Raw genomic sequence first — 20,917 nt, forward strand, 5'->3', positions numbered from 1 at the left:
AGAGGGAGTCTCCTGCCATGCTTCGCGTCCTCGCCGCCGACGATGAGGCCCCCGCGCTGGAGGAGCTCACCTACCTGCTCCGTCGGCATCCGCGGATCGAGCACGTCAAGCCCGCCCGCGACGCCGCCGAGGCGCTGCGCGAGATCGGCAGGATGATCAAGAGCGGGGAGCGGCTCGACGCGGTCTTCCTCGACATCTGCATGCCGGCGCTCGACGGCTTCGACTTCGCACGCCTCGTCGCCGGCTTCGCCGCCCCGCCCGCCATCGTCTTCGTCACCGCGCATGACGAGTTCGCCGTCACCGCCTTCGAGTTCGGCGCCGTCGACTACCTTCTGAAGCCCATCGACCCGGACCGCCTCGGCGAGGCCGTACGGCGCGTCGACGCGATCGTCCACCGCGACACCGCGCCGTACGACGAGCCGGGGACGGACGAGGTGATCCCGGTGGAGCTGGGCGGGCGCACCCGGCTGATCTCCCGTGCCGACGTCACGCACGCGGAGACGCACGGCGACTACATCCGCCTGCACACCGCCGAGGGCGGCTACCTCCTGCGGATGCCGCTCTCCGTGCTCGCCGAGCGCTGGCGGGACGCCGGGTTCATCCGCATCCACCGCAAGACGCTCGTCTCCGCCGCGCACATCACCGAACTCCGCTTCGACGAGGGCCGCGTCCTCGTGCAGATCGGGGACCTGCAGTTGCCGGTGAGCCGCCGTCACACGCGCGAGGTGCGCGACCTGCTGATCCGCCGCTTCCGGCAGCGGCCGCCGTCCCCCGGTGAGGAGCCGCCGTCCCCGGATGAGCCGCCATCGCCCGATGAGTGAACGCGTCACCGTCACCGGCCCGCCGAGCGCCGCGGCGCGGCCCCCGCACCGCGCGGCCCAGGACCCGGAAGGGACCGGCGCTGCGCCCGTCCGGTCGCTCATGCGCGTCCAGGCGGCGCACGCCGCGCTGACGTGCGCGATCGTCGCGCTGGTCGGGGGCGGCCTGCCGCTGCTGTTCGCGTGGGAGCCCGTGCTCTCGCGGATCCGGATCCTCGGCGTACGGCTGCCCTGGCTCGTGCTCTCGGTGGTCGTCCCGGTCGTGTGGGTCGCCGTCGCGCGCCGTCACGTACGCCTCGCCGAGCGGGCCGAGCGTGACTTCGCGGCCATGGCCCGGCCCGAGTGAGCGGCGCCCGCGCCGAGGAGAACACATGATCACGATGCTCGCGATGGCCCTGCTCATCGCCTCACTGGCGATCGTGCCCGCGCGGGGTGGGCCCGCGCAGGCGTCCGGCCTCTACACCGCCGCCCGCGAGGTGTCGCCCTGGTGGAACGCCTCGGCGATCAGCGGTGAGTACGTCTCCGCCGCGGCCTTCCTCGGCATGGCCGGTCTCGTCCTCGCGTACGGCGCCGACATGCTGTGGCTGCCGATCGGGGCCGCCGCCGGCCATGTCGTGCTGCTCGCGCTCGTCACGGCCCCGCTGCGGCGCTCCGGCGCGTACACCGTGTCGGACTTCGCCGAATGGCGGCTCGGCTCGCGGCGGGCCCGTCGCGCCGTCAGCACGTGCGTGCTCGTCATCGGCTGGTTCTACCTGCTGCCCCAGTTCCAGGGCGCCGGGGTGACGCTGTCGGTGATCAGCGGGCTGCCCGTGTGGACGGGCTGGCTCGTCGTGGTCGCGGCGGTCGTCGTGCTCGTCCTGCCGGGCGGGGTGCGCAGCATCACCGGGGTGCAGGCCGTGCAGTTCTGGCTGAAACTGATGGCCGTGACCATCCCCGCGCTGGTCTTCATCGCCGTCTGGCGGCTGCAGAACGACGCCGACGCCGCCCGGCCGCCGTACTTCCACCGCGACACGACGGTCACCGCCGACACGTCCGCGGGCATCCACCTGACGGCGCCGGTCGCGGTCGCGGTCACCGGTGTCCTCGACGGCCGCCATCACCACGGCGAACGGCTGCGCCTCACGGCGGGCCGGCACCGGGTGCGCGCCGGCACCCGGATCCGGTTCCCGGCCGGGGCGCCGGTGCCGCACACCTCGCGGATCGCGCTCCTGCGCGGCGACCGCTGGGCGACGCCCTTCGCGGGCGGCCGCGAGCACCCGCTGGCCGCGACGTACTCCGTGCTCCTCGCGACCATCCTCGGGACGATGGGCTTACCGCAGATCACGGTGCGGTTCTACACCAACGCGTGCGGCCGGACCGCCCGGCGCACGGCCGGGCTCGTCGTCCTCATGCTGGCGGTGTTCTCGCTGTTCCCCGCGCTGTTCGGCACCCTCGGGCGGCTCTACACGCCGGAACTGCTGATGACCGGCGAGACCGACGCGACGCTGCTCCTGCTGCCGCACCGGATCGTCCCCGGCGTCACCGGGGACCTGCTCACCGCCCTGGTCGCGACCGGCGCGTTCGCCGCCTTCACCTCCACCTCGTGCGGCGTGGTGGTCGCCGTGTCGGGCAGCATCGCGCAGGGACTCGGCGGGGGAGCGCGAGGCTTCCGCGCAGCCGTCCTGGTCGCCGTGGCCGTGCCCCTCCTGGCGGCGCCCTGGGCCTGCAGCCCGCAGTCGGCGACCCTGGTGACCGTCGCGTTCGCCGTCGCGGCCTCGTCGCTGTCGCCGCTGCTCGTCCTGGGGGTGTGGTGGCGGCGCCTCACCCCGGCCGCCGCGACGGCCGGGATCCTCGCGGGAGGCGTGCCGGCGACCGCCGCCGGGCTGGCCCGAGTTCTCGGCGACCCCGGGCCGGGCTCCGGCTGGCTGGGGGCCCTCGTCGAGCAACCGGCGATCGTCACGGTCCCGCTGGCCTTCGCGGTGACCGTCACGGTGTCGCTGCTCACCCCCGATCGGGTTCCCGAGCGCACCGAGCGCGCGATGGCCCGCATGCACCTGCCCGAGGGGCTCGGGCCGGACGGCCCGGGCTGAGGCCGTTCGTCGCGTCGCAGCGACCGCTCGGCCGACGCTTACCGAACGTATACCGCTCACTACTGACCGTTTGCCGAGGCAAGGCCGGAATGGGTTTCGCGGCCGGGCGTGCGGACCCTAGGGTTTCGGACACAGCAACGTTCTCGGGACGGCCGCCAGGCTCCGACTCGGGGGGGTGGACGCCAGGCGGCGCGCCTGGGTGCTGCTGAACGGTCGGGGGGTTGTTCAGCGGCACCCAGGCCTTTTTCGTTCTCCGGAACGAAGGCCGGGGTGGACGGCGGTCGGCCGTGGCAGAGCCGTCGCGGCCGGTCGGCCGTAGCAGAGCCTCTCCGGGCCGGTCAGCCGTCGCGGAGTCCCCTGCGGGCAGAGTAGAAGCCTCTTGCGGGCGGTCGCCCGTAGGAGAGCCTCTCGCGGGCGGTCAGCCGTCCGTAGGGCCTCTCGGGGGCGGTCAGCCGTCGCGGAGCTTCTTGAGGGTCTCGATGTCGGCGCGGTGCGGCTCGGCGCTGCGGCCCGGGGTCTCGATGACGAGGGGCACCCCGCGGCTGACCGGATGACGGAACAACTCGCCGAAGGGCGCCGCGCCGATCAGCCCGGCGCCGATGTTCTCGTGGCGGTCGCGGCAGGACCCGCAGGGGTCCTTGCTGTCGTTCGCGTGGATGAGCCGGAGCCGGTCGGCCCCGACGGTCTCGGCCAGAGCCTCCAGCATCGCGGCGACGCCTCCGGGCGCCGTCAGGTCGTGCCCGGCGCTGAAGGCATGGCAGGTGTCGAGGCAGACCCCGGCGCGCGGATGCCGGTCCACGGCGTCGAGGTAGGGCCCCAGGTCGGTCACGGTGGCGCAGAGCATCTTCCCCTGGCCGGCCATCGGCTCCAGGAGCAGGTCGGGACCGTCGGCGGGGATCTCGTCCAGGAGCGGCAGCAGGTGCTCGCGGATCTGCCGCATCGCGTCCTCACGCGGCTGGGACACCGCGGAGCCGGTGTGCACGACCACGCCCCGCGCACCGATCACGGCGCCGCGCTCGAGGGCGTGCCGGATCGAGGCCACCGAGTTGGCGATCGTCTCAGGGCTCGGCGAACCCAGGTTGATGAGGTACGGCGCGTGCACGAACACCGGGAGGCCGTGCTCCTCGCCGTACTCCCGCAGCCGCCGGTCCTCGGCGGGCTTCCCGGCCGCCCGTGCCCAGCCCCGCGGATTGCTGACGAAGACCTGGACGGCCTCGGCCCCGATCTCGGCGGCGTAGCGGAGCCCGCCGGTCGCGAGGCCGCCCGACACGGGGACGTGCGCGCCGATCGCGTTGATTTCTGCTCTGACCATGACCGATCCAGCCTAGTCGAGCGTCCGGGCGGGACGCTCAGTGCCAGATCTTGACGACCGATCCCCTCGGCAGCGGGGTGTTGGGCGGCGGATCCTGACCGGTGACCGGGTCGCCGGGCTGGCCGTTCGTCACCTGGACCTGGAAACCGCTCTGCATGAGCGCCTGGGCGGCCTGCGCGATCGGCTGGCCCATCACCCCGGGTACGGGCGCCGGCTGGTTGTTCTGCTGGTCGCCCCCCTTGTCGTGACCGTGCATGCGCTGCCACATGCAGCCGAAGTCGAGCGGCGCGCAGTCCTTCTGGGCCTTGGTCACGGTGACGGTGACGGTCTGGCCGGGGGTGAGCTGCTGCCCGACCGGCGGGTCCTGGTTGATGACGGTGTTCGGCTGCTGCCCGTCGCCCGGGTCCTGCTCCTGCCACTGCACGTTGAGGCCGAGCCTGCTCAGCTTCTGGGCGGCGGCGTCGCGCTTGAGGCCGACCAGCTTGGGCATCTGGATGCCGCTGCTGACCACCAGCGTGACGGGGTCGTCCGGGCTCTGCTTCGTGCCCGCGGCGGGCCTCGTCTTGATCACCGAGCCGTTCGGCACGGAGACGCTGGGCTGCTTGACCACGTCACCGGGGGTGAGCCCGGCCTGCTGCAGCTTCTGCTTGGCCTGGTCGAGCGGGTCGCCCTTGACGTCCGGGATCGCGACCGGCTGCTTGCCCAGGGACAGGGTCAGCGTGAGCACGGTGCCCTTGTCGACCTTGGTGCCCGTCTGCGGCTGGACGGCGGCGACCTTGTCCTTCGGGATCTTCGCGTCGTAGCGCGACGACCCGACCTTGACCTTCAGCCCGACCTTCTCGGCGGCGACCCGCGCCTGCTCCTCGGTCAGCCCGGCCAGCTTCGGCACGGCCTCCTTGTTGCCCACCGTCTGGAACCAGACGACCCCGCCGAGCAGCAGCACGAGGGCGAGAACCCCGGCGATGAGCCCGTACACGCCCGGCGGCCGCAGCAGCCGGTCGCGCATGGTCGGCGGAGACGGCGGCTCGTGATGGACCGCCATCGTGTGGGGGCTGAGCATCTGCGTGCCCGAGTGCGGCGGCGCGTAGCCGCCGGGGTGCGGGCCGAACATCTGCGTCGAGCCGTCGGCGACCGTCGCGCCGACGGGCGCGGGAAGCGGGGGAGCCGGGGGAGGCGGCGGCGCCGCCGCGACTCCGGCCAGCGTCGCGTCGACGTCCGGCGGCAGCTGGCGGTACACCTCGCCCGCCGCGGCGTGGAAGTGGTCCGCGTCGGACGGCCGGCGCGCCGGGTCGCGGTTGGTGGCGCTGGCCACCAGCGCGTCCACCTGCGGCGGGAGGCCGGGGACGACGCTGGAGGGCAGCGGCACCGTCTCGTTGACGTGCTTGTAGGCGACGGCCAGCGGCGTGCCGCCGTCGTACGGCTGACGGCCGGTCAGGAGCTCGAACAGCATGATGCCGGCGGCGTACACGTCCGTACGGGCGTCGGCGTCGCCGGAGATGACCTGCTCGGGCGCGAGGTAGCCGACGGTGCCGATGATCATGCCGGTCTTCGTCTGCTTGCTCGCGGTCTCGGCGCGGGCCAGGCCGAAGTCGGCGACCTTCACCTGCCCGTCGGCGGTGAGCAGGACGTTCTCCGGCTTCACGTCGCGGTGGATCAGCCCGGCGCGGTGCGCGGCGCCCAGCGCGGACAGCACCGGCTGCATCACCTGCAGCGCCTCGCGCGGGCCCAGCCGGCCGCGCTCGGTCAGCAGGTCGCGCAGCGTGCGCCCGGGGACGTACTCCATCGCGAGGAACACGTAGCCCTTGTCGGTGCCCTGGTCATAGACCGCGACCACGTTTGGGTGGGAGAGGGCGGCCGCGCTCTTCGCCTCGCCGATGAAACGCCGGACGAACTCCTCGTCCATGGCGAGGTTCGCGTGCATGACCTTAAGCGCCACCGTACGGTCCAGCTTGGTGTCGTGACCGGCGTAAACGGTGGCCATGCCACCCCGGGCGACGCGTGACCGTACGAGGTAGCGCCCGTCAAGCACCTGCCCGACGAGGGGGTCCGCAACCGTCGTATCCATCAGGGGGAGTGTATTAGGGATTCGGGGGCATACTCGTCCTGACTCAGGATCAAAGCATCAATCCTTGCGGGATCGATACCGTCCCCGAGAAGAACGGCCTGCTCGGCGGCGTGGCGCCGAACGGCCGGCCCGCGAAGGTGGGCGCGGCGCCCGGACGCCCGGGCCGGTGGGCTCACGGCGCCGCGTCGGACGGCCGGCCGGCTCCTGCGATCGTGGCGCCCGGACGGTCAGCCCGCGGAGCTCAGCCCCTCCCACGGCGAGGACGCCTGCGCGTACCGGCGCTTGGGGATCCGGCCGGCGAGGCGGGCCAGCCGGCCGCCCTCCACCGCGTGCCGCATCGCCGCGGCCATCAGGGCCGGCGACTGGGCGCGGGTGACGGCCGTGGCGAGCAGGACGGCGTCGCAGCCGAGCTCCATGGCGAGGGCGGCGTCGCTGGCCGTCCCCAGGCCCGCGTCCAGGATCACGGGCACCCCGGCCTGCTCCACGATCAGCTCGATGTTGTGCGGGTTGCGGATGCCCAGACCCGAGCCGATGGGGGAGCCGAGGGGCATCACCGCGGCGCAGCCGGCCTGTTCGAGGCGCCGGGCCAGCACCGGGTCGTCGTTGGTGTACGGCAGCACCACGAACCCGTCGTCGACGAGCCGCTCCGCGGCGTCGGCCAGCTCGATCGGATCCGGCAGCAGGGTCCGCTCGTCGGCGATGACCTCGAGCTTGATCCAGTTGGTCCCGAGCGCCTCGCGGGCGAGCTTGGCGGTGAGGACGGCCTCGCCCGCCGTGAAGCATCCCGCGGTGTTCGGCAGCACCCGGATGCCGCACCGGCGGAGCACGTCGAGGACGGACCCCGGGGTGTCGGCGCCGACGCGGCGCATCGCCACGGTGGTCAGCTCGGTCCCGGACGCGGTCAGCGCCTCCTCCAGGACGTGCATGCTCGGCGCGCCGCCCGTCCCCATGATCAGGCGGGACCCGAAGCGCTCGCCCGCGATGACGAGCGGGTCCGGACCGCCCGCGGCCCGGTCCGCCGTCAGGGTCTCTTCGGCCTGTTCCTGCATGGTCAACCTCCCTGGACGGCGGTCAGCACCTCGATGCGGTCCGCCTCGCGCAGAATCGTGGTCTTCCAGTCGGCGCGCGGCACGACCTCGTCGTTGAGCGCGACGGCGACCCCGGTGGGGCGTTCGGTCAGCGACGCGACGACGCCCGCGACGGACGAACCCTCGGGGGTGTCGCGCTCGGCGCCGTTGACGGTGATCTTCAATCTCGGAACCTTCCGGGTGCGAACGGCCGGATGACCTCGGGCGGCTCTCCGGTCGCGATGGTGTCCGCCATGGCGTCGGCGGTGACCGGGGTGAGGAGGATGCCGTTGCGGAAGTGGCCGGTGGCGAGCAGCAGGCCGGGCAGCGCCGACGGCCCGAGGATCGGGGCGTTGTCCGGGGAGCCCGGCCGCAGGCCCGCGATCACCTCCGCGAAGGCCAGCTCGGTGACGCCGGGGACCAGCTCGTGGGCGTCGCGCAGCAGCTCCCACACCCCGCCCGCGGTGACCGTCGTGTCGTAGCCCATCTCCTCCTGGGTCGCGCCGACGACGAGCTCCCCGTCGGCACGGGGCACCAGGTACACCGAGGAACCGCGGACGAGGCCGCGGACGGTGCCGCCGAGGAGGGGGAACGGGCCGCGCAGGCGCACGACCTGGCCCTTCACCGGGCGTACCGGGGGGACGGCGTCCGGCGGGAGGCCCTTGAGCTCGTGGCTCCACGGCCCGGCGGCCAGCACGACCTGGTCGGCGTGGACGGCCTCGCCGCCGGCGAGACGCACCCCGACGGCCCGGTCGCGGTCGGTGAGGACCTCGGCCGCACGGTCCCGGATCAGGGTGCCGCCGAGCCGGTCGACGGCGGCCAGCAGCGCCGCCGACAGGCGACGCGGATCGACCGAGCCGTCGTCGGGCGCGAACAGACCGCCGCGCGCCGACGGCGCCAGCATGGGCTCCCGGCGGCGGCACTCCCGGCCGGTGAGCGCCTCGGCGGTGAGACCGAGCGACTCCTGGAACCGGCGCAGCTCGTCCAGCACGGCCAGGTCGTCGGAGTCGAGGGCGACCTGCAGCACCCCGTCCCGCCGGTACGCGGTGTCGTGGCCGGAGACCTCCTCCAGCTCGGCGACGAAGGAGGGGTACCGGTCGCGGGACGTGATGCCGAGCCGCAGCAGCGCGTCCTCACCGTAGTTCACCTCGGTGACGGGGGTCAGCATGCCGGCGGCGACGCGCGACGCCTTGCTCGCCGGATCGGGATCGACGACCGTGACCTCGATGCCACGGGTCAGGGACCGCCACGCGATCCCGAGGCCGATCACTCCGCCGCCAACAATGATCACGTGCACGCGTGTGCTCCCTTCGCCGGCATGATCCGGATCAGGTCCAGAGCCGCGTCGGCGGACGCCGATGCGGGCTCATGCGGTCGGCGGCCGCTGTGCCGCCCTCTCAGCCCGGTGCGCCGGACTCCCGCGCCTACGTCAACAGACTATAAGGTCACGAACATGAGACGGGTGATCGTCGCAGGTGGAGGGCTCTCGGGCCTCCGGACCGTCGAGGCGCTCCGGGCCCAGGGGCACACCGGCACGCTGACGCTGGTCGGGGCGGAGCCCCACCGCCCGTACGACCGGCCGCCGCTGTCCAAGGGCGTCCTGCGCGGGGACGTCGACGACACGACCCTCGACGCCGACTGGGCGGCGCTCGACTGCGAGCTGCTCCTCGGGCACCGCGCGACCGGCCTCACCGACGTCCTGGAGACGACGGCGGGCCCTCTCGGTTTCGACGGCCTGGTGATCGCCACGGGAGCCTCGCCGATCCGGCTGCCGGGCGACGGGCCGCAGCACGTGCTGCGCACCGTCGACGACGCCCGGGCGCTCCGCGCGGGGCTGCGCCCCGGCGCCCGGGTCGCGATCGTCGGCGCCGGCTGGATCGGCGCGGAGGTCGCGACGGCGGCGGCCGCGGCCGGCTGCCGCGTCACGGTGGTCGAGGCCGCCGACGCGCCGCTCGCCGGCGCCGTCGCCGCCGAGGTCGGCGCGAAGACGGCGGGCTGGTACGCCGAGGCGGGGATCGAGCTGCGCACCGGCGTCAAGGTCGCCTCCGTCGAGCGCGGCGGCCTCGACCTGGCGGGCGGCGGGTCGGTCGAGGCGGACGTCGTCCTGACGGCCGTGGGAGTGCGCCCCGAGACGGCCTGGCTCGAAGGCTCGGGCGTGGCCCTCGACAACGGCGTCGTGGTCGACGAACACCTTCGCACCGAACGTCCGGGCGTGTACGCGGTCGGCGACTGCGCCGCGTGGTGGTCGCCGACGTTCTCGCGGCGCCTGCGCGTCGAACACTGGGACACCGCGCTGAACGCACCGGAGGTCGCGGCCGTAGGCCTGCTGGGCGGCGACCGCGTCTACGACCCCGTGCCGTACTTCTGGTCCGAGCAGTTCGGGCACATGGTGCAGTACGCCGGGCATCACCCGGTCGCCGACGCGATGCTCTGGCGCGGCGACCCGTCGGCCGCCGGGGGGTGGTCGGCCTGCTGGCTGAACGGCGATCGGCTTGTGGCGATCCTCACGGTCGACCGGCCGCGCGATCTGCTGCAGGGGCGGCGTATCATCGCAGGTCACAAGCGTGTCGACCGGTCAGCGTTGGCGGATCCCGCCATTCCGGCCAAGGAGACCGCTCGTGAGTGAGGTTTCAGAAGATGCCGAAGGTGGTAGGCAGGGTTCCGTGACGCACACCGTTGCCGAAATCGAGATCGACCGACAGACCGACGCACTGGTGGGCGAATGGCTCACCCTTCGCGAAGTGGCCGACAAGCTCGGCCTCGATCTCAAGCGAGTGAAGCAGCTTCTCCGCGACCACAAGCTCCTGGGAGTGCAGCGCGCCGAGGGCCTCTGCGTCCCGGCGGCCTTCATCTCCGGCGATCAGCCCCTCAAGGGACTCCAGAGCACCCTGACCGTCCTCGCCGACTCCGGCTTCGACAACGCCGAGGCGCTGCGCTGGCTGTTCACCGAGGACGAGTCCCTCCCGGGCACCCCGATCGAGGCGCTCGCCCAGCACCGCGTCAAGGAGATCAACCGGCGCGCCCAGGCGCTGGCCCTTTGATCCGCGGAGCACGTGCGGCGGGCCCTCTCAGCACCGGCACCATCGGCGGAAGGGCCCGTGTTGGCCAGGCACCTGCCCTCTGAACGCGCAGTGACCCTGCGGGCCCGGCTCGGCCGGGCCCGCCTGTACCTCTGCACCGACGCCCGCGAGGCGCAGGGCGACCTCGAGGCGTTCCTCGACGCGGCGCTGGCGGGCGGAGTCGACATCGTGCAGCTCCGGCAGAAGGGCCTCGAGGCGCGGCAGGAGATCGAGTACCTCTCGGTCTTCCGCGCCGCCTGCGACAAGCACGGCGCCCTGCTGGCGGTGAACGACCGCGCCGACATCGCCCACACCGTACGCGCGGACGTCCTCCATCTTGGCCAGGACGACCTTCCGGTCGCGGCGGCGCGGGCCATCGTCGGCCAGGACATCCTCATCGGCCGGTCGACGCACTCGGAGGCGCAGGCCGCCGCCGCGGCGGCCGAACCCGGCGTCGACTACTTCTGCGTCGGCCCGACCTGGCCGACGCCCACCAAGCCCGGCCGCCCGGCGCCCGGGCTGGGGCTCCTCAGGTACGTCGCCGGGCGCGGGTTCAGCCGGCCGTGGTTCGCCATCGGCGGCATCGACGCGGGCAACCTCGACCAGGTGCTGGCCGCGGGCGCCGACCGTGTCGTCGTCGTACGGGCGATCACCGAGGCCGACGACCCGCGCGCCGCCGCCGCCGAACTCGCCCGCCCCCTCCGCGCCGCCGAGCAGGCGCTCTGACGGGCCCGCGCGCCGCCTCATCGAGGGGCGTCGGCTCGGTTCTCGCCGTACCGCCGAGCAGGCGCTCTGACGGGCCTGCACGCCGCCTCATCGAGGGGCGTCGGCTCGGTTCTCGCCGTACCGCCGAGCAGGCGCTCTGACGGGCCTGCACGCCGCCTCATCGAGGGGCGTCGGCTCGGCGCTCACCCGGGCCGCCGGTCCCGCGCCGGCGGCTCGCGCCGACCGCGAGACTTCACCGGACCGGGGACCCGGACACCGCGCCGATGCGCGACAATGGGAGACGTGATCGGCAACCCTGACGACGAGCGCCCGGTGGAGCTGGCCGACGACGACGATCTGGTGGTGCTGCCCGACCAGACGCGCGACGAGTCCGAGCTCGGCTGGGGTGGTTACCCCTCATACGACGACGATGACGCCCGCTTCCTGGAGGACCGGCCGCCGCACTGGTGACGGTTCCGGCCGGGACGGGGGGCCCCGGTACGACAGGAGCCCTTGGCCCGCTGCGGGCCAAGGGCTCTTCATTCGGGTCGGGACGGTGGCCGGCTCTCGGCCGGCGCTGCTCGGGGGAACGCCCCGTCGCGTCGGGCGCGCTTCAGGGATGGACCGGTAGGCCCAGGCCCAGCAGGAACCCGGCGATGGCCACGAGCGTCAGCGCGAGCATCAGTCTGCGGCTGCGCGGGGCCCGTCGCGGCGCGGGCGCGGAGACGCGCACTCGGGCCACGGGTTCGGCGATACGCGGCGGGTACGGCGTGTCGAGCTTCATGCGGTCAATCGATCGGTCATGCCCCCATTGTTAACCAGCGAAACGCGTTTTGTCCGGCGAATGTGGTTTCCCGGTGATGCCGGATGAGACGCGGCCTACGGTCAGACCCGGAGTGCGGTCGGACGCGGAGTGCGGTGAGAGGCGCTGCGCGGTCAGACGCGTCGCGCGGTGGCGGCGATCGTCAGGTCCGAGAGCGCCTCGCGGGCCTCCGCCGTGAGCGGAGCGCTCGTGAGCGCGCCGGACGCCTCGTCGGCGTACCGGTCGATCATCCGCTCGCAGGCGTCCAGCGCGCCGGTCTCCACGATGATCGCCCGGAGCCGCTCGACCCCGTCCGCGTCGAGGCCGGGGTCGCCGAGCAGCCGTTCCACGGTCTCGGCCTGGGCCGGGGACGAGCGTTCGAGGGTCAGCGCGATCAGGACGGTGCGCTTGCCCTCGCGCAGGTCGTCTCCCGCCGGCTTGCCGGTCTCGGCCGGGTCGCCGAAGACGCCTAGGACGTCGTCGCGCAGCTGGAAGGCGATGCCCAGCGGCATGCCGTACGCCGACAGGGCCGCCATCTCCTCGGACCCGGCCAGCGCCGCGCCGAGCTGCAGGGGCCGCTCGATCGTGTACTTGGCGGCCTTGAAGCGGACGACCCGGAGGGCCGCCTCGACCATGGCGTGGCCGTCGACGCCGCCCCCTCGCGCCTGCCCGACCAGGTCGAGGTACTGCCCGCACATGACCTCGGTGCGCATGATGTCGAAGATGGGCCGCCCGCGCCGCAGCGCGTCCTGCGGGAGGCCGCTGCCCTGGAACATCTCGTCGCTCCAGGACAGGCACACGTCGCCGAGGAGGATCGCCGCGCCCGCGCCGAACGCCTCCGCCGAGCCACGCCACCCCGACGCGGCGTGCAGCGCCTCGAGCCGGCGGTGCGCCGAGGGCTGGCCCCGCCGGGTGTCGCTGCCGTCCATCACGTCGTCGTGGATCAGCGCGCTGGCCTGCAGCAGCTCCAGGGAGGCCGCGGCGGTGAAGATCTCCGGGCAGTCTCCGCCGCCCGAGCCGCGCCAGCCCCAGTAGCAGAACGCGGGACGCAGCCGCTTCCCTCCCGCCAGGAGCGCGTCGAGCGCCGTCACCATGGGGGCCATGTCGTCACCGACGGCGCTCAGCACCGGGCGCTGCCGGTCGACGAAGGCGCGCAGCGCCTCGTCGACCTCCTTACGTACGCGACTGGGGGTCATGAGGTCGAGACTAGTGGTCCTCCGGGGTCGTCCCGTTACGCTGGTCTGCATGACCTTCGCTCGCCCCACGATCCGGGAAGTGCTCGCCGCGGGCGAGCCGACGTTCTCCTTCGAGTTCCTTCCCCCCAAGACCGAGCAGGGCGCCCGCAACCTGTGGCAGGCGATCCGCCGACTCGAGGTGCTGCGTCCCACGTTCGTCTCGGTCACGTACGGTGCCGGCGGCGGCACCCGTGACCGGACCGTCGAGATCGTCGAGCGGATCGCGACCGACACGACCCTCACCCCCGTCGCGCACTTCACGGCCGTGAACCACTCGATCCGGGAGCTGCGGCGGCTGATCGGCCAGTTCGCCGCCGTCGGTGTCCGGGATCTGCTGGCGCTGCGGGGCGACCCGCCCGGCGACCCGATGGGGGAGTGGGTCAAGCACCCCGACGGCGTCGAGTACGCCGAGGACGTCGTGCGGCTGATCAAGTCGTCGGGGGACTTCAGCGTCGGGGTGGCCGCCTTCCCGTACAAGCACCCGCGGTCGCCGGACATCGAGAGCGACACCCGGCATTTCGTGCGCAAGTGCCAGGCCGGCGCCGACTACGCGATCACGCAGATGTTCTTCCGGGCCGAGGACTACCTGCGGCTGCGCGACCGGGTCGCCGCGCAGGGCTGTGACGTGCCGATCCTCGCCGGCATCATGCCGGTGACCCAGCTGAGCACGATCGAGCGGTCCGAGCAGCTGTCCGGCGCGCCCTTCCCGCCGGAGCTGGCCGAGCGGTTCGAGGCCGTCGGCGACGACCCAGAGGCGGTGCGCCGGCTCGGCATCGAACAGGCGGCGGAGCTGTGCCGGCGCCTGTTGGACGAGGGTGTGCCGGGCATCCACTTCATCACGTTCAACAAGTCGACGGCGACGCGCGAGGTCTACGACCGCCTGGAACTCAGCGGGAGCCGGGCGCCCATCACCGCGTAGAGCGGCCCCCCGCCCGGGAACCGGAAGCCGGTGAGCAGATCCGTCAGGCCGAGCGAGCGGTACAGGTTCCGGGCGGGCGTCTCGGCGTCGAGCGTGGACAGCACGACGGTGCGCTCCGGGCGGTCCGCGCACAGCGTGGTGATCAGTTTGCGGCCGAGCCCCTGGCCCTGGCTGTCGGGGTGAACGTGCAGTTCGGCGACCTCGAACGTGTCGCCCATCCACGCCTGGGCGTGCTCCCGGCCGCCCTTGTCGGCGAGCGCGGCGTGGACCACGTCGTGCCACCACTGCCCGGGCTCACCGCGGAAGCCGTACGCGAAGCCGCTAACGTCGCGCCGGCGCCCGGCGACGAACGCCCGGAAACCGGGATACGCGGCGTGGCGCTCCATGATCGTGCGCCGGCCCGGCATCTGGTCGGCGGGCGGCTCCATCGCCGCGGCGTAGGTCGCCAGCATCGCGTCGAGCCGCCGGAAGAAGCCGCGCCGGTCGATCTCCCGTATCTGCGGGGTGGTCTCCCGCCGGGCTCCGAAAGCTGATTTCACAAGGCTCACTTTGGTAGGTAAGGCGGGACTTTCGACAGTGCGTCGTAAATGTCCCACAGAATCTGGGCAGCCGCCTTCTTGAGCCGGCCGCGCTCCGTCTCCAGCTCACGCTGCCAGCCGCGCGCCGCGGGCCCGACCCAGGCGTCGCCGACCGTGCGGATCGGCGGGTCCAGCGCCGCCTCGAGCGAGTGGGCGCTCGCGTACGCGCGCTCGTACGCGGCGAACAGCTCGACGTACGCCGGATTCGGCTGCTGCAGGGGCACCCCCTGCCCCGGGGACTGCGCCGTCGGCGGCCGTACGGTGGCCGGCGCGGGCGGATAAGCGGTCATGAGCCCTCCTCCGTCGGGGGAGCGACCAGAGGGGCCGTGCCCATGAAGCGCTCGCTGCGCTCGCTCATGAGGCCTCCTCCGTCGGGGGAGCGACCGGAGGAGGAGCGACCAGGCGTACGGTGTCGTCGCCCTGCGCGCTGAGGCGCTGGAGCGCCGGGGACGCCGGGAAGGCCGCCAGCGCTCCGCGCACGGCCTCGGAGTGGCGCGCGTGCAACTCGGCCGCGGCCTCGGGGTCCGCCGCGGCGGGGCGGAGCATCGCCTCGTGCGGGGGATCCGGCACGGGGACGCGGTGGCCCGGCGGCACCGCGCCCAGGTGCGTCAGGCCGATGTGCGCCAGGGCGACCTTCGCGCGCCGGTCGAGCCCGGCGTGCTCCAGCACGCCCACCGCGTCGTCGTGCACGCCCTTGCGGCTCGCCTCATCGAGGAGGTCGCGCAGCCACGTCTCGGACATCCGGAGGTGATGGCTGGCCAGGCCCAGCGACTCCCTGACGGCCGCCAGGCGCGCCTCGTGGCCCAGCGCGGCCCCGATCAGGTCCGCGGCGCCGGCCGGGCCGAGCCGTGCGTACAGGCCCTTGACGTAGTCCGGGTCGTCCGCGTCGGCGGTCAGCCGTTTCCAGACGGCCGCCGGGATCGGGTGGCCGGCCGTCACCGCGGCGTGGATCGCGGCCGCGTCGGCGGATCCCGCTCTGGTCGCGGCGTGCGCGTCGGGGAAGTGCCCGACGGTGTGGCCCGCCCCGGCCGACGTCGTACCGCCCGTCCGCGCGCCGAGGTGGCCGGTGCCGACCCGCGGCATGTCGACGGCGCCCTTGCTCAGATGGGCGATCGCGTAGCTCCGTCGCCGGCTGAGCATCCCCGGCTGGGCACGGGCCCAGCTCTCCACGGCCGCGGCCTGGTGCAGGCCGGTGCGCGGAACGCTCGGAGGCAGCGCGGCGTTCGTGCGCAGCCAGGCGGTGATGGCGTCCGACGCGCTCGTCATCTGCTGGATGAGCCGAGCCATCGCGGCGGTGTCGATGCCGACGAAATCCTTGTCACGCGCCGCACCGGCACGCAGACCGTCCTGTCCAGCCATGGGGCACCCGCTCCGGAGAGTGCGCTTGAGCCTCAGGTGACCGTTGTATCACCGCCTTTCGGCGGTTGTCCCCGGCGACCCGGACCCGATCGGGTCACGGACCGTCCAGGTCCGGTCACGGCAGGGGCGCGAAGGGCAAGGGGACGCGATCGGCCGGCTCCGGCCGGCGTGTTGCGGGACGGGCGGCGGCGATCAGTCGACGTCGGTCGGCGTGCCGCCGGTGAGGCGGAGCAGCTCCTCGTACGAGGTGGGGAAGATCGTGTGGGGATGCCCGGCCGCCGCCCACACGACGTCGTACTTGGCCAGCCACGTGTCGACGAGGGTCCGGATCGGGCTCGGGTGCCCGAGAGGGGCCACCCCGCCGATGGGCTGACCGGTCGCCGCCCGGACGAACTCCGCGTCCGCCCGCTTGATCTTCTCCGCGCCGATCCGCTCGGCCAGCGCGGCGGTGTCGACGCGGTGCGCGCCGCTGGTGAGGACGAGGAGGGGTTCGCCGTCGGCGGCGAAGATCAGGCTGTTGGCGATGGCGCCGACGTCGCAGCCGAGCTGGGCCGCGGCCGCCACCGCGGTGGGCGCCGCCTCGGGCAGCTCCCGGACCTGTCCGGTGGCGCCCAGCTCGCGCAGGCGGGCGGCGACGCGTTCGACGTTGGGATGCATGGGAGCACCCTACGGCCCGCGTCGAGGAGCGGGGTAAGGGGTTTCGAACTGCGAAGACACACCTATTCGAACACGTTGACGAATGAGGCCGTGGCCGCTTTACTGAGATGCATGCTCGAACCTGTGTTCGAGTACGGCGTGGGACTCGCGGCCCGCGCCGAGGGGACGTCTCGCGGGCAGCGCGATGCCGGGCGGGATGCGACGGCCGGGCGGGGCGAGGGGAAGCGCTTCGCCCGGCCTCCCCTGGGCCTTCGGGCTCGCCCAGCGGAAGGAGGCATGTCATGTCCGCAAGGTCGTCAACTTCCGTCCCTCTGCGGCCGGCACCCCGGCGCAGGCCCGCCGCATCGGCGATGTCACTCCTCCAGACGGCACGGCGCGGGCTGATCGAGGCCGCCGAGTCGGCCGCCCCGGCGCTGCGCTACGTCGCGGCGCACCTCGCTGCGCTGCGCGCCGCCGCCGCCGTGCTCGCCGAGCGAGCCGACCCCGGCTCCCGGACGCGCGGCAGGCCGCGCAGCGTCTGGGTGCTGCTGCCGGAGGCCGAGCCCGCCCTGCGTGAGTGGGCGGCGTTCTTCGCCGCCGGCGCCGACAAGCGCGCCGCCGCGGAGGCCGGCCTGCCGCGCGCGGTCACCGCGGACGAGGCCGACGAGTTGCTGCACGACGCGGAGATCTTCGTGTCGCTCGTCGAGACCACCCTCGGCGTGCCGGGCCAGCCCATGCTGCCCGCCGCCGGCTGAGACCCCTCTGAGAACGGGCTCCGCAGGCGCGGGAGCCCGATCGACGCCCGCGGGTCCCGCCGTCGACCTCCCCCCGAGACGGCGGGCCCCGCGCGGCGCCGTCTCCCGCGAGTGCGGCCTCACGGTGCCCTTCACCGCCGTGATGGTCGGACCGCCGCCGTCATGGCCACGTTGCCGCCATCGTTGACGTGCGACGACCGGTTCGCCGGTCCTGGCGGGTCCACGCCGACGTCGACGTGGCTGATCGATCAGCTTGCAGCGCGGATTGGGCGGCCGATCGGTTCATGAAGCAGCGCCGCGTGATCAGGCGGCCCCACCTCGATCAGTACGGAAGAGCTCGCGTCTGAGGCATGTTCTCCCTGCTTGAGTCATGTGTGGCTGCCGTCCGGAGGGATCGATCAGCCACATCGACGCCGACGTCGACCCGCCGAAATCGGGCGATCCAGTCATGTCGCGTCAACGCCGGCGGCGACATGGCCATTACGGCGGCGACGTGGCCGCTACGGCGGTGGTGTGGCCGGCTGCGCGGTACCCACCCGCGCTCTGCTGGACGCGCGTCCCGCCACACTCGATGCCTTCGCCGCCGTGGTGGTCGCTTTGCCGCCGTCGTTGTCGCGGCGATGACTGGTTCGCCGGTTTTGGTGGTCCATGCCGACGTCAGGATGGCAGCGACGGCGGCGGAGTGGCGCAGGGCCGGAGGCGTAACGCCTGGGGCGGGCGCCGGGCGTGACCGCGTGGCCGGTGGCCGTCGAGGGGCGAGCTGGGCCGTGTCGCTCGGGCCGCGTCGCCTGGGCCGTGTCGCTCGGGCCGCGTCGCCTGGGCCGTGTCGCTCGGGCCGCGTCGCCTGGGCCGCGTCCTTCCCCGGCATGAAGAAACCCGCCCGGTGGGGTTCCGGGCGGGCTCCGTCACGAGCATCGGTCATGCGGCGGCCCAGGGGAGGGCCGCGTTCGGACCGGAAGGTGGATCAGAACGCTTCGACCGCGCGGCGTGCCTCGGGGTCGAGGACGCCCCAGCCGATGAGCTCTTCGGTGAGCTCCGTCGGTGACTTGTCGTAGATCACCGCGAGCGAACGCAGATCCTCCTGCCGGATGGACAGGACCTTTCCGTTGTAGTCGCCCCGCTGGCTTTGGATCGTCGCGGCGTAACGGGCGAGTGGACCGGCCTTGTCCTTCGGAAGCTGCTGGAGTCGCTCGAGGTCGATCACGAGCTTCGGCGTCGGGCCCAGCGGGCTCGGCGCGGCTCCGCCGGGGAGCAACTCGGACACCGGCACGCCGTAGAACTCGGCGAGCTCGGCCAGCTTCTGAACGGTGACGGCGCGGTCGCCCCGCTCGTACGAACCCACGACGACGGCCTTCCAGCGGCCACGGGATTTCTCCTCCACGCCATGCAGGGACAGGCCCTGCTGGGTGCGGATGGCGCGAAGCCTCGCGCCGAGAGCCTTAGCGTATTCAGACGGCATCGTGCGGCCCCCAGGCTCACTTTCTCGTCGTCGATAGTGGCCCCGGGAGGGGGACCCGGACGGGTGGCTCCCGCCTGCCCCGAGACGGGTGTGCCGTGGGGCGCACTCTCAGCCGGCCGGGGGCCGACTGCCCGAGGGGTCCATCTCCTGGGATGGTTACGGACAGTGACGGTAAAACGGGTAGCGCCCCAGGTCAAGCCGATTGGAAAAAAGCGGCGAAACAGTCGGGGTCCGCGAGGGCTCCGAAGAGGGGTCCGGAGAGTGCGGAAACCCTTGTGCGGCGGGGCTCGCGCGGCCCGGCGACCACGCGCCGCACAGGCCGCCGGCCGCCGGGTAAAAGCTTGCCACACCCGCGGCCCGGCGTCCGGCGGCTCGCTTGCGCAGCGTCGTCACCAGCGGAAACGTGCCGGTCCCGGTGTCGGGGGCAGACTACCCGGGCTGCTAACGTGATAGCGCCCAACGTCCTTTAAGGCCCGTCCCGTGAGGCGGGAAAGGAGGTTATCGAGGTGAGTGCTGCCTCCGTGCCCGCGCACGGACCGTCACCCGATAGTGATGTGAGTCACAAGACCGTTCTGGAGGCCCCCGACATCCGGCGGGCGCTCACCCGGATCGCCCACGAGATCCTCGAACGCACCAAGGGCGGCCGCGACATCGTCCTGCTCGGGATCCCGACACGCGGGGTCACCCTGGCCGCCCGCCTGGCCGGGCGGATCGCCGAGGTCGAGGGCGAGCCCGTTCCGCGGGGTTCCCTCGACGTGACGATGTACCGCGACGACCTGCGCATGCGCCCCGCCCGCGCGCTGGGCCGCACCGAGCTTCCGCCCGAGGGCGTCGACGACCGCGTCGTCGTCCTGGTCGACGACGTCCTGTTCTCCGGCCGCACCGTACGGGCGGCCCTCGACGCGCTGAACGACCTCGGCCGTCCGCGCGCCGTGCAGCTCGCCACCCTGGTCGACCGAGGCCACCGGGAGCTGCCCATCCGCGCCGACTACGTCGGCAAGAACCTTCCGACCAGCGCCCGCGAGAAGGTCAAGGTGCTGCTCGCCGAGACCGACGGCCGGGACGCCGTCGTGCTGGAGGTCCCCAAGTGAAGCGCCACCTGATCTCGGCGGCCGATCTCACCCGGGACGACGCGCTGCTCATCCTCGACACCGCCGAAGAGCTCTCGCGGATCGCAGACCGCCCGATCAAGAAGCTGCCCACGCTGCGCGGGCGCACCGTCGTCAACCTCTTCTTCGAGGACTCCACGCGCACCCGGATCTCGTTCGAGGCGGCCGCCAAGCGGCTGTCGGCGGATGTGATCAACTTCTCCGCCAAGGGCTCCAGCGTGTCCAAGGGGGAGAGCCTCAAGGACACCGCGCTGACCCTGGAGGCGATGGGCGCCGACGGCGTCGTCATCCGCCACAACGCCTCCGGCGCGCCGCACCGGCTCGCCGGCTGGGTGCGCGGCAGCGTCGTGAACGCCGGGGACGGCACGCACGAGCACCCGACCCAGGCGCTGCTCGACGCCTACACCATGCGGCGGCGGCTCGGCGATCTCGACGGCCGCCGCGTCACGATCGTCGGCGACATCCTGCACAGCCGGGTGGCGCGTTCCAACGTGCTGCTGCTGAACACGCTCGGCGCGGAGGTCACGCTGGTCGCACCGCCGACGCTGTTCCCGGTGTCGGTGGACACCTGGCCGTGCGAGGTCGCGTACGACTTCGACGCGGTGCTGCCCAAGAGCGACGTCGTGATGATGCTGCGGGTCCAGCAGGAGCGGATGACCGCCGCGTACTTCCCGACCGTCCGGGAGTACAGCCGCCGGTACGGCCTGGACGCCCGCCGTCTCGCCGCGCTGCAGGACCACGCGATCGTGATGCACCCAGGCCCGATGAACCGCGGCGTCGAGATCGCCGCGGAGGTGGCCGACTCGCCGCGCTCGACCATCGTCGAGCAGGTCGCCAACGGCGTCACCGTCCGGATGGCGGTGCTCTACCTCCTCCTGGGCGGCTCGGAGCCGGCGATCGGCGGCGACGTGACCCCCGCCGGGGCCGTCTCGCCGAACGGGGACGCCAAACGCGGCGGCGACGCTTCGAG

General features: G+C 73.3%; 22 protein-coding genes and 1 pseudogene. 11 read left to right on the forward strand and 12 right to left on the reverse strand.

Going from position 1 to position 20,917, the window contains the following annotated elements; translation table 11 throughout:
- Positions 1-17: 17 nt before the first annotated feature.
- From NDW01_RS01820 to NDW01_RS01830, 3 genes are read left to right on the forward strand one after another with little or no spacing between them, the layout of a single operon-like run.
- Positions 18-821 (forward strand): LytR/AlgR family response regulator transcription factor, encoded by an 804-nt coding sequence (locus NDW01_RS01820; protein ID WP_252815921.1) that lies wholly within the window; start codon positions 18-20, stop codon positions 819-821.
- Positions 814-1,164 (forward strand): hypothetical protein, encoded by a 351-nt coding sequence (locus tag NDW01_RS01825; protein WP_252815923.1) that lies wholly within the window; start codon positions 814-816, stop codon positions 1,162-1,164. The genes NDW01_RS01820 and NDW01_RS01825 overlap by 8 nt, the downstream gene beginning before the upstream one ends.
- 25 nt (positions 1,165-1,189) lie before the next feature.
- The gene (locus tag NDW01_RS01830; protein WP_252815925.1) at positions 1,190-2,887 is read left to right on the forward strand and encodes a sodium/solute symporter; all 1,698 of its coding nucleotides are present in this window, start codon (positions 1,190-1,192) and stop codon (positions 2,885-2,887) included.
- 448 nt (positions 2,888-3,335) lie between these two features.
- Here NDW01_RS01830 and NDW01_RS01835 read toward each other — a convergent pair whose 3' ends face one another.
- From NDW01_RS01835 to thiO, 5 genes are all read right to left on the reverse strand, one after another.
- Positions 3,336-4,199, reverse strand: a complete 864-nt coding sequence (locus NDW01_RS01835) for a deoxyribonuclease IV (RefSeq protein ID WP_252815927.1) — start codon at positions 4,197-4,199, stop codon at positions 3,336-3,338.
- Positions 4,200-4,236: 37 nt separating this feature from the next.
- Positions 4,237-6,264 carry a Stk1 family PASTA domain-containing Ser/Thr kinase gene (gene pknB, locus NDW01_RS01840; protein ID WP_252815929.1) on the reverse strand — a complete coding sequence of 676 codons (2,028 nt, stop codon included), beginning with the start codon at positions 6,262-6,264 and terminating at the stop codon, positions 4,237-4,239.
- 227 nt (positions 6,265-6,491) lie between these two features.
- Entirely contained in the window at positions 6,492-7,313 is an 822-nt protein-coding gene (locus NDW01_RS01845) for a thiazole synthase (protein WP_256510833.1), read from the reverse strand.
- Between the two features lie 2 nt (positions 7,314-7,315).
- Positions 7,316-7,516, reverse strand: coding sequence for a sulfur carrier protein ThiS (gene thiS, locus NDW01_RS01850; RefSeq protein ID WP_252782913.1), 201 nt, complete (start codon positions 7,514-7,516; stop codon positions 7,316-7,318).
- Entirely contained in the window at positions 7,513-8,628 is a 1,116-nt protein-coding gene (gene thiO / locus NDW01_RS01855) for a glycine oxidase ThiO (RefSeq protein ID WP_252815931.1), read from the reverse strand. The genes thiS and thiO overlap by 4 nt, the downstream gene beginning before the upstream one ends.
- A gap of 156 nt (positions 8,629-8,784) precedes the next feature.
- Between thiO and NDW01_RS01860 the strand changes: the two genes are divergently transcribed.
- The 4 genes from NDW01_RS01860 to NDW01_RS01875 all read left to right on the forward strand — a co-directional run bounded on the left by NDW01_RS01860 (position 8,785) and on the right by NDW01_RS01875 (position 11,566).
- Entirely contained in the window at positions 8,785-9,957 is a 1,173-nt protein-coding gene (locus tag NDW01_RS01860; protein WP_252815933.1) for an NAD(P)/FAD-dependent oxidoreductase, read from the forward strand.
- Between the two features lie 37 nt (positions 9,958-9,994).
- On the forward strand, positions 9,995-10,372 hold the full coding sequence (locus NDW01_RS01865) for an Rv2175c family DNA-binding protein (protein WP_252815935.1): 378 nt from the start codon (positions 9,995-9,997) through the stop codon (positions 10,370-10,372).
- Between the two features lie 96 nt (positions 10,373-10,468).
- Complete coding sequence (gene thiE, locus NDW01_RS01870; RefSeq protein WP_252817331.1) at positions 10,469-11,116, forward strand: thiamine phosphate synthase; 648 nt, start codon at positions 10,469-10,471, stop codon at positions 11,114-11,116.
- Positions 11,117-11,398: 282 nt separating this feature from the next.
- On the forward strand, positions 11,399-11,566 hold the full coding sequence (locus NDW01_RS01875; protein ID WP_252783104.1) for a hypothetical protein: 168 nt from the start codon (positions 11,399-11,401) through the stop codon (positions 11,564-11,566).
- A 142-nt stretch (positions 11,567-11,708) separates the two neighbouring features.
- Here NDW01_RS01875 and NDW01_RS01880 read toward each other — a convergent pair whose 3' ends face one another.
- Positions 11,709-11,879 (reverse strand): hypothetical protein, encoded by a 171-nt coding sequence (locus tag NDW01_RS01880; protein ID WP_252815937.1) that lies wholly within the window; start codon positions 11,877-11,879, stop codon positions 11,709-11,711.
- A gap of 152 nt (positions 11,880-12,031) precedes the next feature.
- Positions 12,032-13,093: a polyprenyl synthetase family protein gene (locus tag NDW01_RS01885; RefSeq protein ID WP_252815939.1), complete on the reverse strand. Its 1,062-nt coding sequence runs from the start codon at positions 13,091-13,093 to the stop codon at positions 12,032-12,034.
- Positions 13,094-13,142: 49 nt separating this feature from the next.
- On the opposite strand from NDW01_RS01885, the gene metF reads away from it, so the two are divergent.
- Entirely contained in the window at positions 13,143-14,051 is a 909-nt protein-coding gene (metF, locus tag NDW01_RS01890; RefSeq protein WP_252815941.1) for a methylenetetrahydrofolate reductase [NAD(P)H], read from the forward strand.
- Here the strand turns inward: metF and NDW01_RS01895 are convergent.
- The 4 genes from NDW01_RS01895 to NDW01_RS01910 all read right to left on the reverse strand — a co-directional run bounded on the left by NDW01_RS01895 (position 14,003) and on the right by NDW01_RS01910 (position 16,645).
- Positions 14,003-14,590 carry a GNAT family N-acetyltransferase gene (locus tag NDW01_RS01895; RefSeq protein WP_252815943.1) on the reverse strand — a complete coding sequence of 196 codons (588 nt, stop codon included), beginning with the start codon at positions 14,588-14,590 and terminating at the stop codon, positions 14,003-14,005. The genes metF and NDW01_RS01895 overlap by 49 nt on opposite strands.
- Before the next feature lie 5 nt (positions 14,591-14,595).
- Positions 14,596-14,919: a hypothetical protein gene (locus NDW01_RS01900; RefSeq protein ID WP_252815944.1), complete on the reverse strand. Its 324-nt coding sequence runs from the start codon at positions 14,917-14,919 to the stop codon at positions 14,596-14,598.
- 64 nt (positions 14,920-14,983) lie between these two features.
- Complete coding sequence (locus tag NDW01_RS01905) at positions 14,984-15,988, reverse strand: hypothetical protein (protein WP_252815946.1); 1,005 nt, start codon at positions 15,986-15,988, stop codon at positions 14,984-14,986.
- A gap of 192 nt (positions 15,989-16,180) precedes the next feature.
- Positions 16,181-16,645, reverse strand: a complete 465-nt coding sequence (locus NDW01_RS01910; protein WP_252815948.1) for a YbaK/EbsC family protein — start codon at positions 16,643-16,645, stop codon at positions 16,181-16,183.
- A 350-nt stretch (positions 16,646-16,995) separates the two neighbouring features.
- On the opposite strand from NDW01_RS01910, the gene NDW01_RS01915 reads away from it, so the two are divergent.
- Positions 16,996-17,379, forward strand: coding sequence for an SAV_6107 family HEPN domain-containing protein (locus NDW01_RS01915; RefSeq protein ID WP_252782931.1), 384 nt, complete (start codon positions 16,996-16,998; stop codon positions 17,377-17,379).
- A 964-nt stretch (positions 17,380-18,343) separates the two neighbouring features.
- Here the strand turns inward: NDW01_RS01915 and bldD are convergent.
- Entirely contained in the window at positions 18,344-18,838 is a 495-nt protein-coding gene (gene bldD / locus NDW01_RS01920) for a transcriptional regulator BldD (RefSeq protein WP_252782932.1), read from the reverse strand.
- A gap of 554 nt (positions 18,839-19,392) precedes the next feature.
- On the opposite strand from bldD, the gene pyrR reads away from it, so the two are divergent.
- Together pyrR and NDW01_RS01930 are read left to right on the forward strand one after the other, a co-directional pair.
- Positions 19,393-19,929, forward strand: a complete 537-nt coding sequence (gene pyrR, locus NDW01_RS01925) for a bifunctional pyr operon transcriptional regulator/uracil phosphoribosyltransferase PyrR (RefSeq protein ID WP_252782933.1) — start codon at positions 19,393-19,395, stop codon at positions 19,927-19,929.
- A pseudogene (locus NDW01_RS01930) lies at positions 19,926-20,834 on the forward strand (aspartate carbamoyltransferase catalytic subunit); the annotation flags it as partial. The gene pyrR and the pseudogene NDW01_RS01930, both read left to right, overlap by 4 nt.
- Between the last annotated feature and the right edge of the window lie 83 nt (positions 20,835-20,917).

Source organism: Actinoallomurus soli (assembly GCF_024055715.1).
GTDB classification, from domain to species: Bacteria; Actinomycetota; Actinomycetes; order Streptosporangiales; family Streptosporangiaceae; genus Actinoallomurus; species Actinoallomurus soli.

Coding starts and splice junctions, on each gene's coding strand:
- NDW01_RS01820 (WP_252815921.1), top strand. CDS start 18: ATGCTTCGCGTCCTCGCCGCCGACGATGAGGCCCCCGCGCTGGAGGAG.
- NDW01_RS01825 (WP_252815923.1), top strand. CDS start 814: ATGAGTGAACGCGTCACCGTCACCGGCCCGCCGAGCGCCGCGGCGCGG.
- NDW01_RS01830 (WP_252815925.1), top strand. CDS start 1,190: ATGATCACGATGCTCGCGATGGCCCTGCTCATCGCCTCACTGGCGATC.
- NDW01_RS01835 (WP_252815927.1), bottom strand. CDS start 4,199: ATGGTCAGAGCAGAAATCAACGCGATCGGCGCGCACGTCCCCGTGTCG.
- pknB (WP_252815929.1), bottom strand. CDS start 6,264: ATGGATACGACGGTTGCGGACCCCCTCGTCGGGCAGGTGCTTGACGGG.
- NDW01_RS01845 (WP_256510833.1), bottom strand. CDS start 7,313: ATGCAGGAACAGGCCGAAGAGACCCTGACGGCGGACCGGGCCGCGGGC.
- NDW01_RS01860 (WP_252815933.1), top strand. CDS start 8,785: ATGAGACGGGTGATCGTCGCAGGTGGAGGGCTCTCGGGCCTCCGGACC.
- NDW01_RS01880 (WP_252815937.1), bottom strand. CDS start 11,879: ATGAAGCTCGACACGCCGTACCCGCCGCGTATCGCCGAACCCGTGGCC.
- NDW01_RS01885 (WP_252815939.1), bottom strand. CDS start 13,093: ATGACCCCCAGTCGCGTACGTAAGGAGGTCGACGAGGCGCTGCGCGCC.
- metF (WP_252815941.1), top strand. CDS start 13,143: ATGACCTTCGCTCGCCCCACGATCCGGGAAGTGCTCGCCGCGGGCGAG.
- NDW01_RS01900 (WP_252815944.1), bottom strand. CDS start 14,919: ATGACCGCTTATCCGCCCGCGCCGGCCACCGTACGGCCGCCGACGGCG.
- NDW01_RS01905 (WP_252815946.1), bottom strand. CDS start 15,988: ATGGCTGGACAGGACGGTCTGCGTGCCGGTGCGGCGCGTGACAAGGAT.
- NDW01_RS01910 (WP_252815948.1), bottom strand. CDS start 16,645: ATGCATCCCAACGTCGAACGCGTCGCCGCCCGCCTGCGCGAGCTGGGC.
- NDW01_RS01915 (WP_252782931.1), top strand. CDS start 16,996: ATGTCACTCCTCCAGACGGCACGGCGCGGGCTGATCGAGGCCGCCGAG.
- bldD (WP_252782932.1), bottom strand. CDS start 18,838: ATGCCGTCTGAATACGCTAAGGCTCTCGGCGCGAGGCTTCGCGCCATC.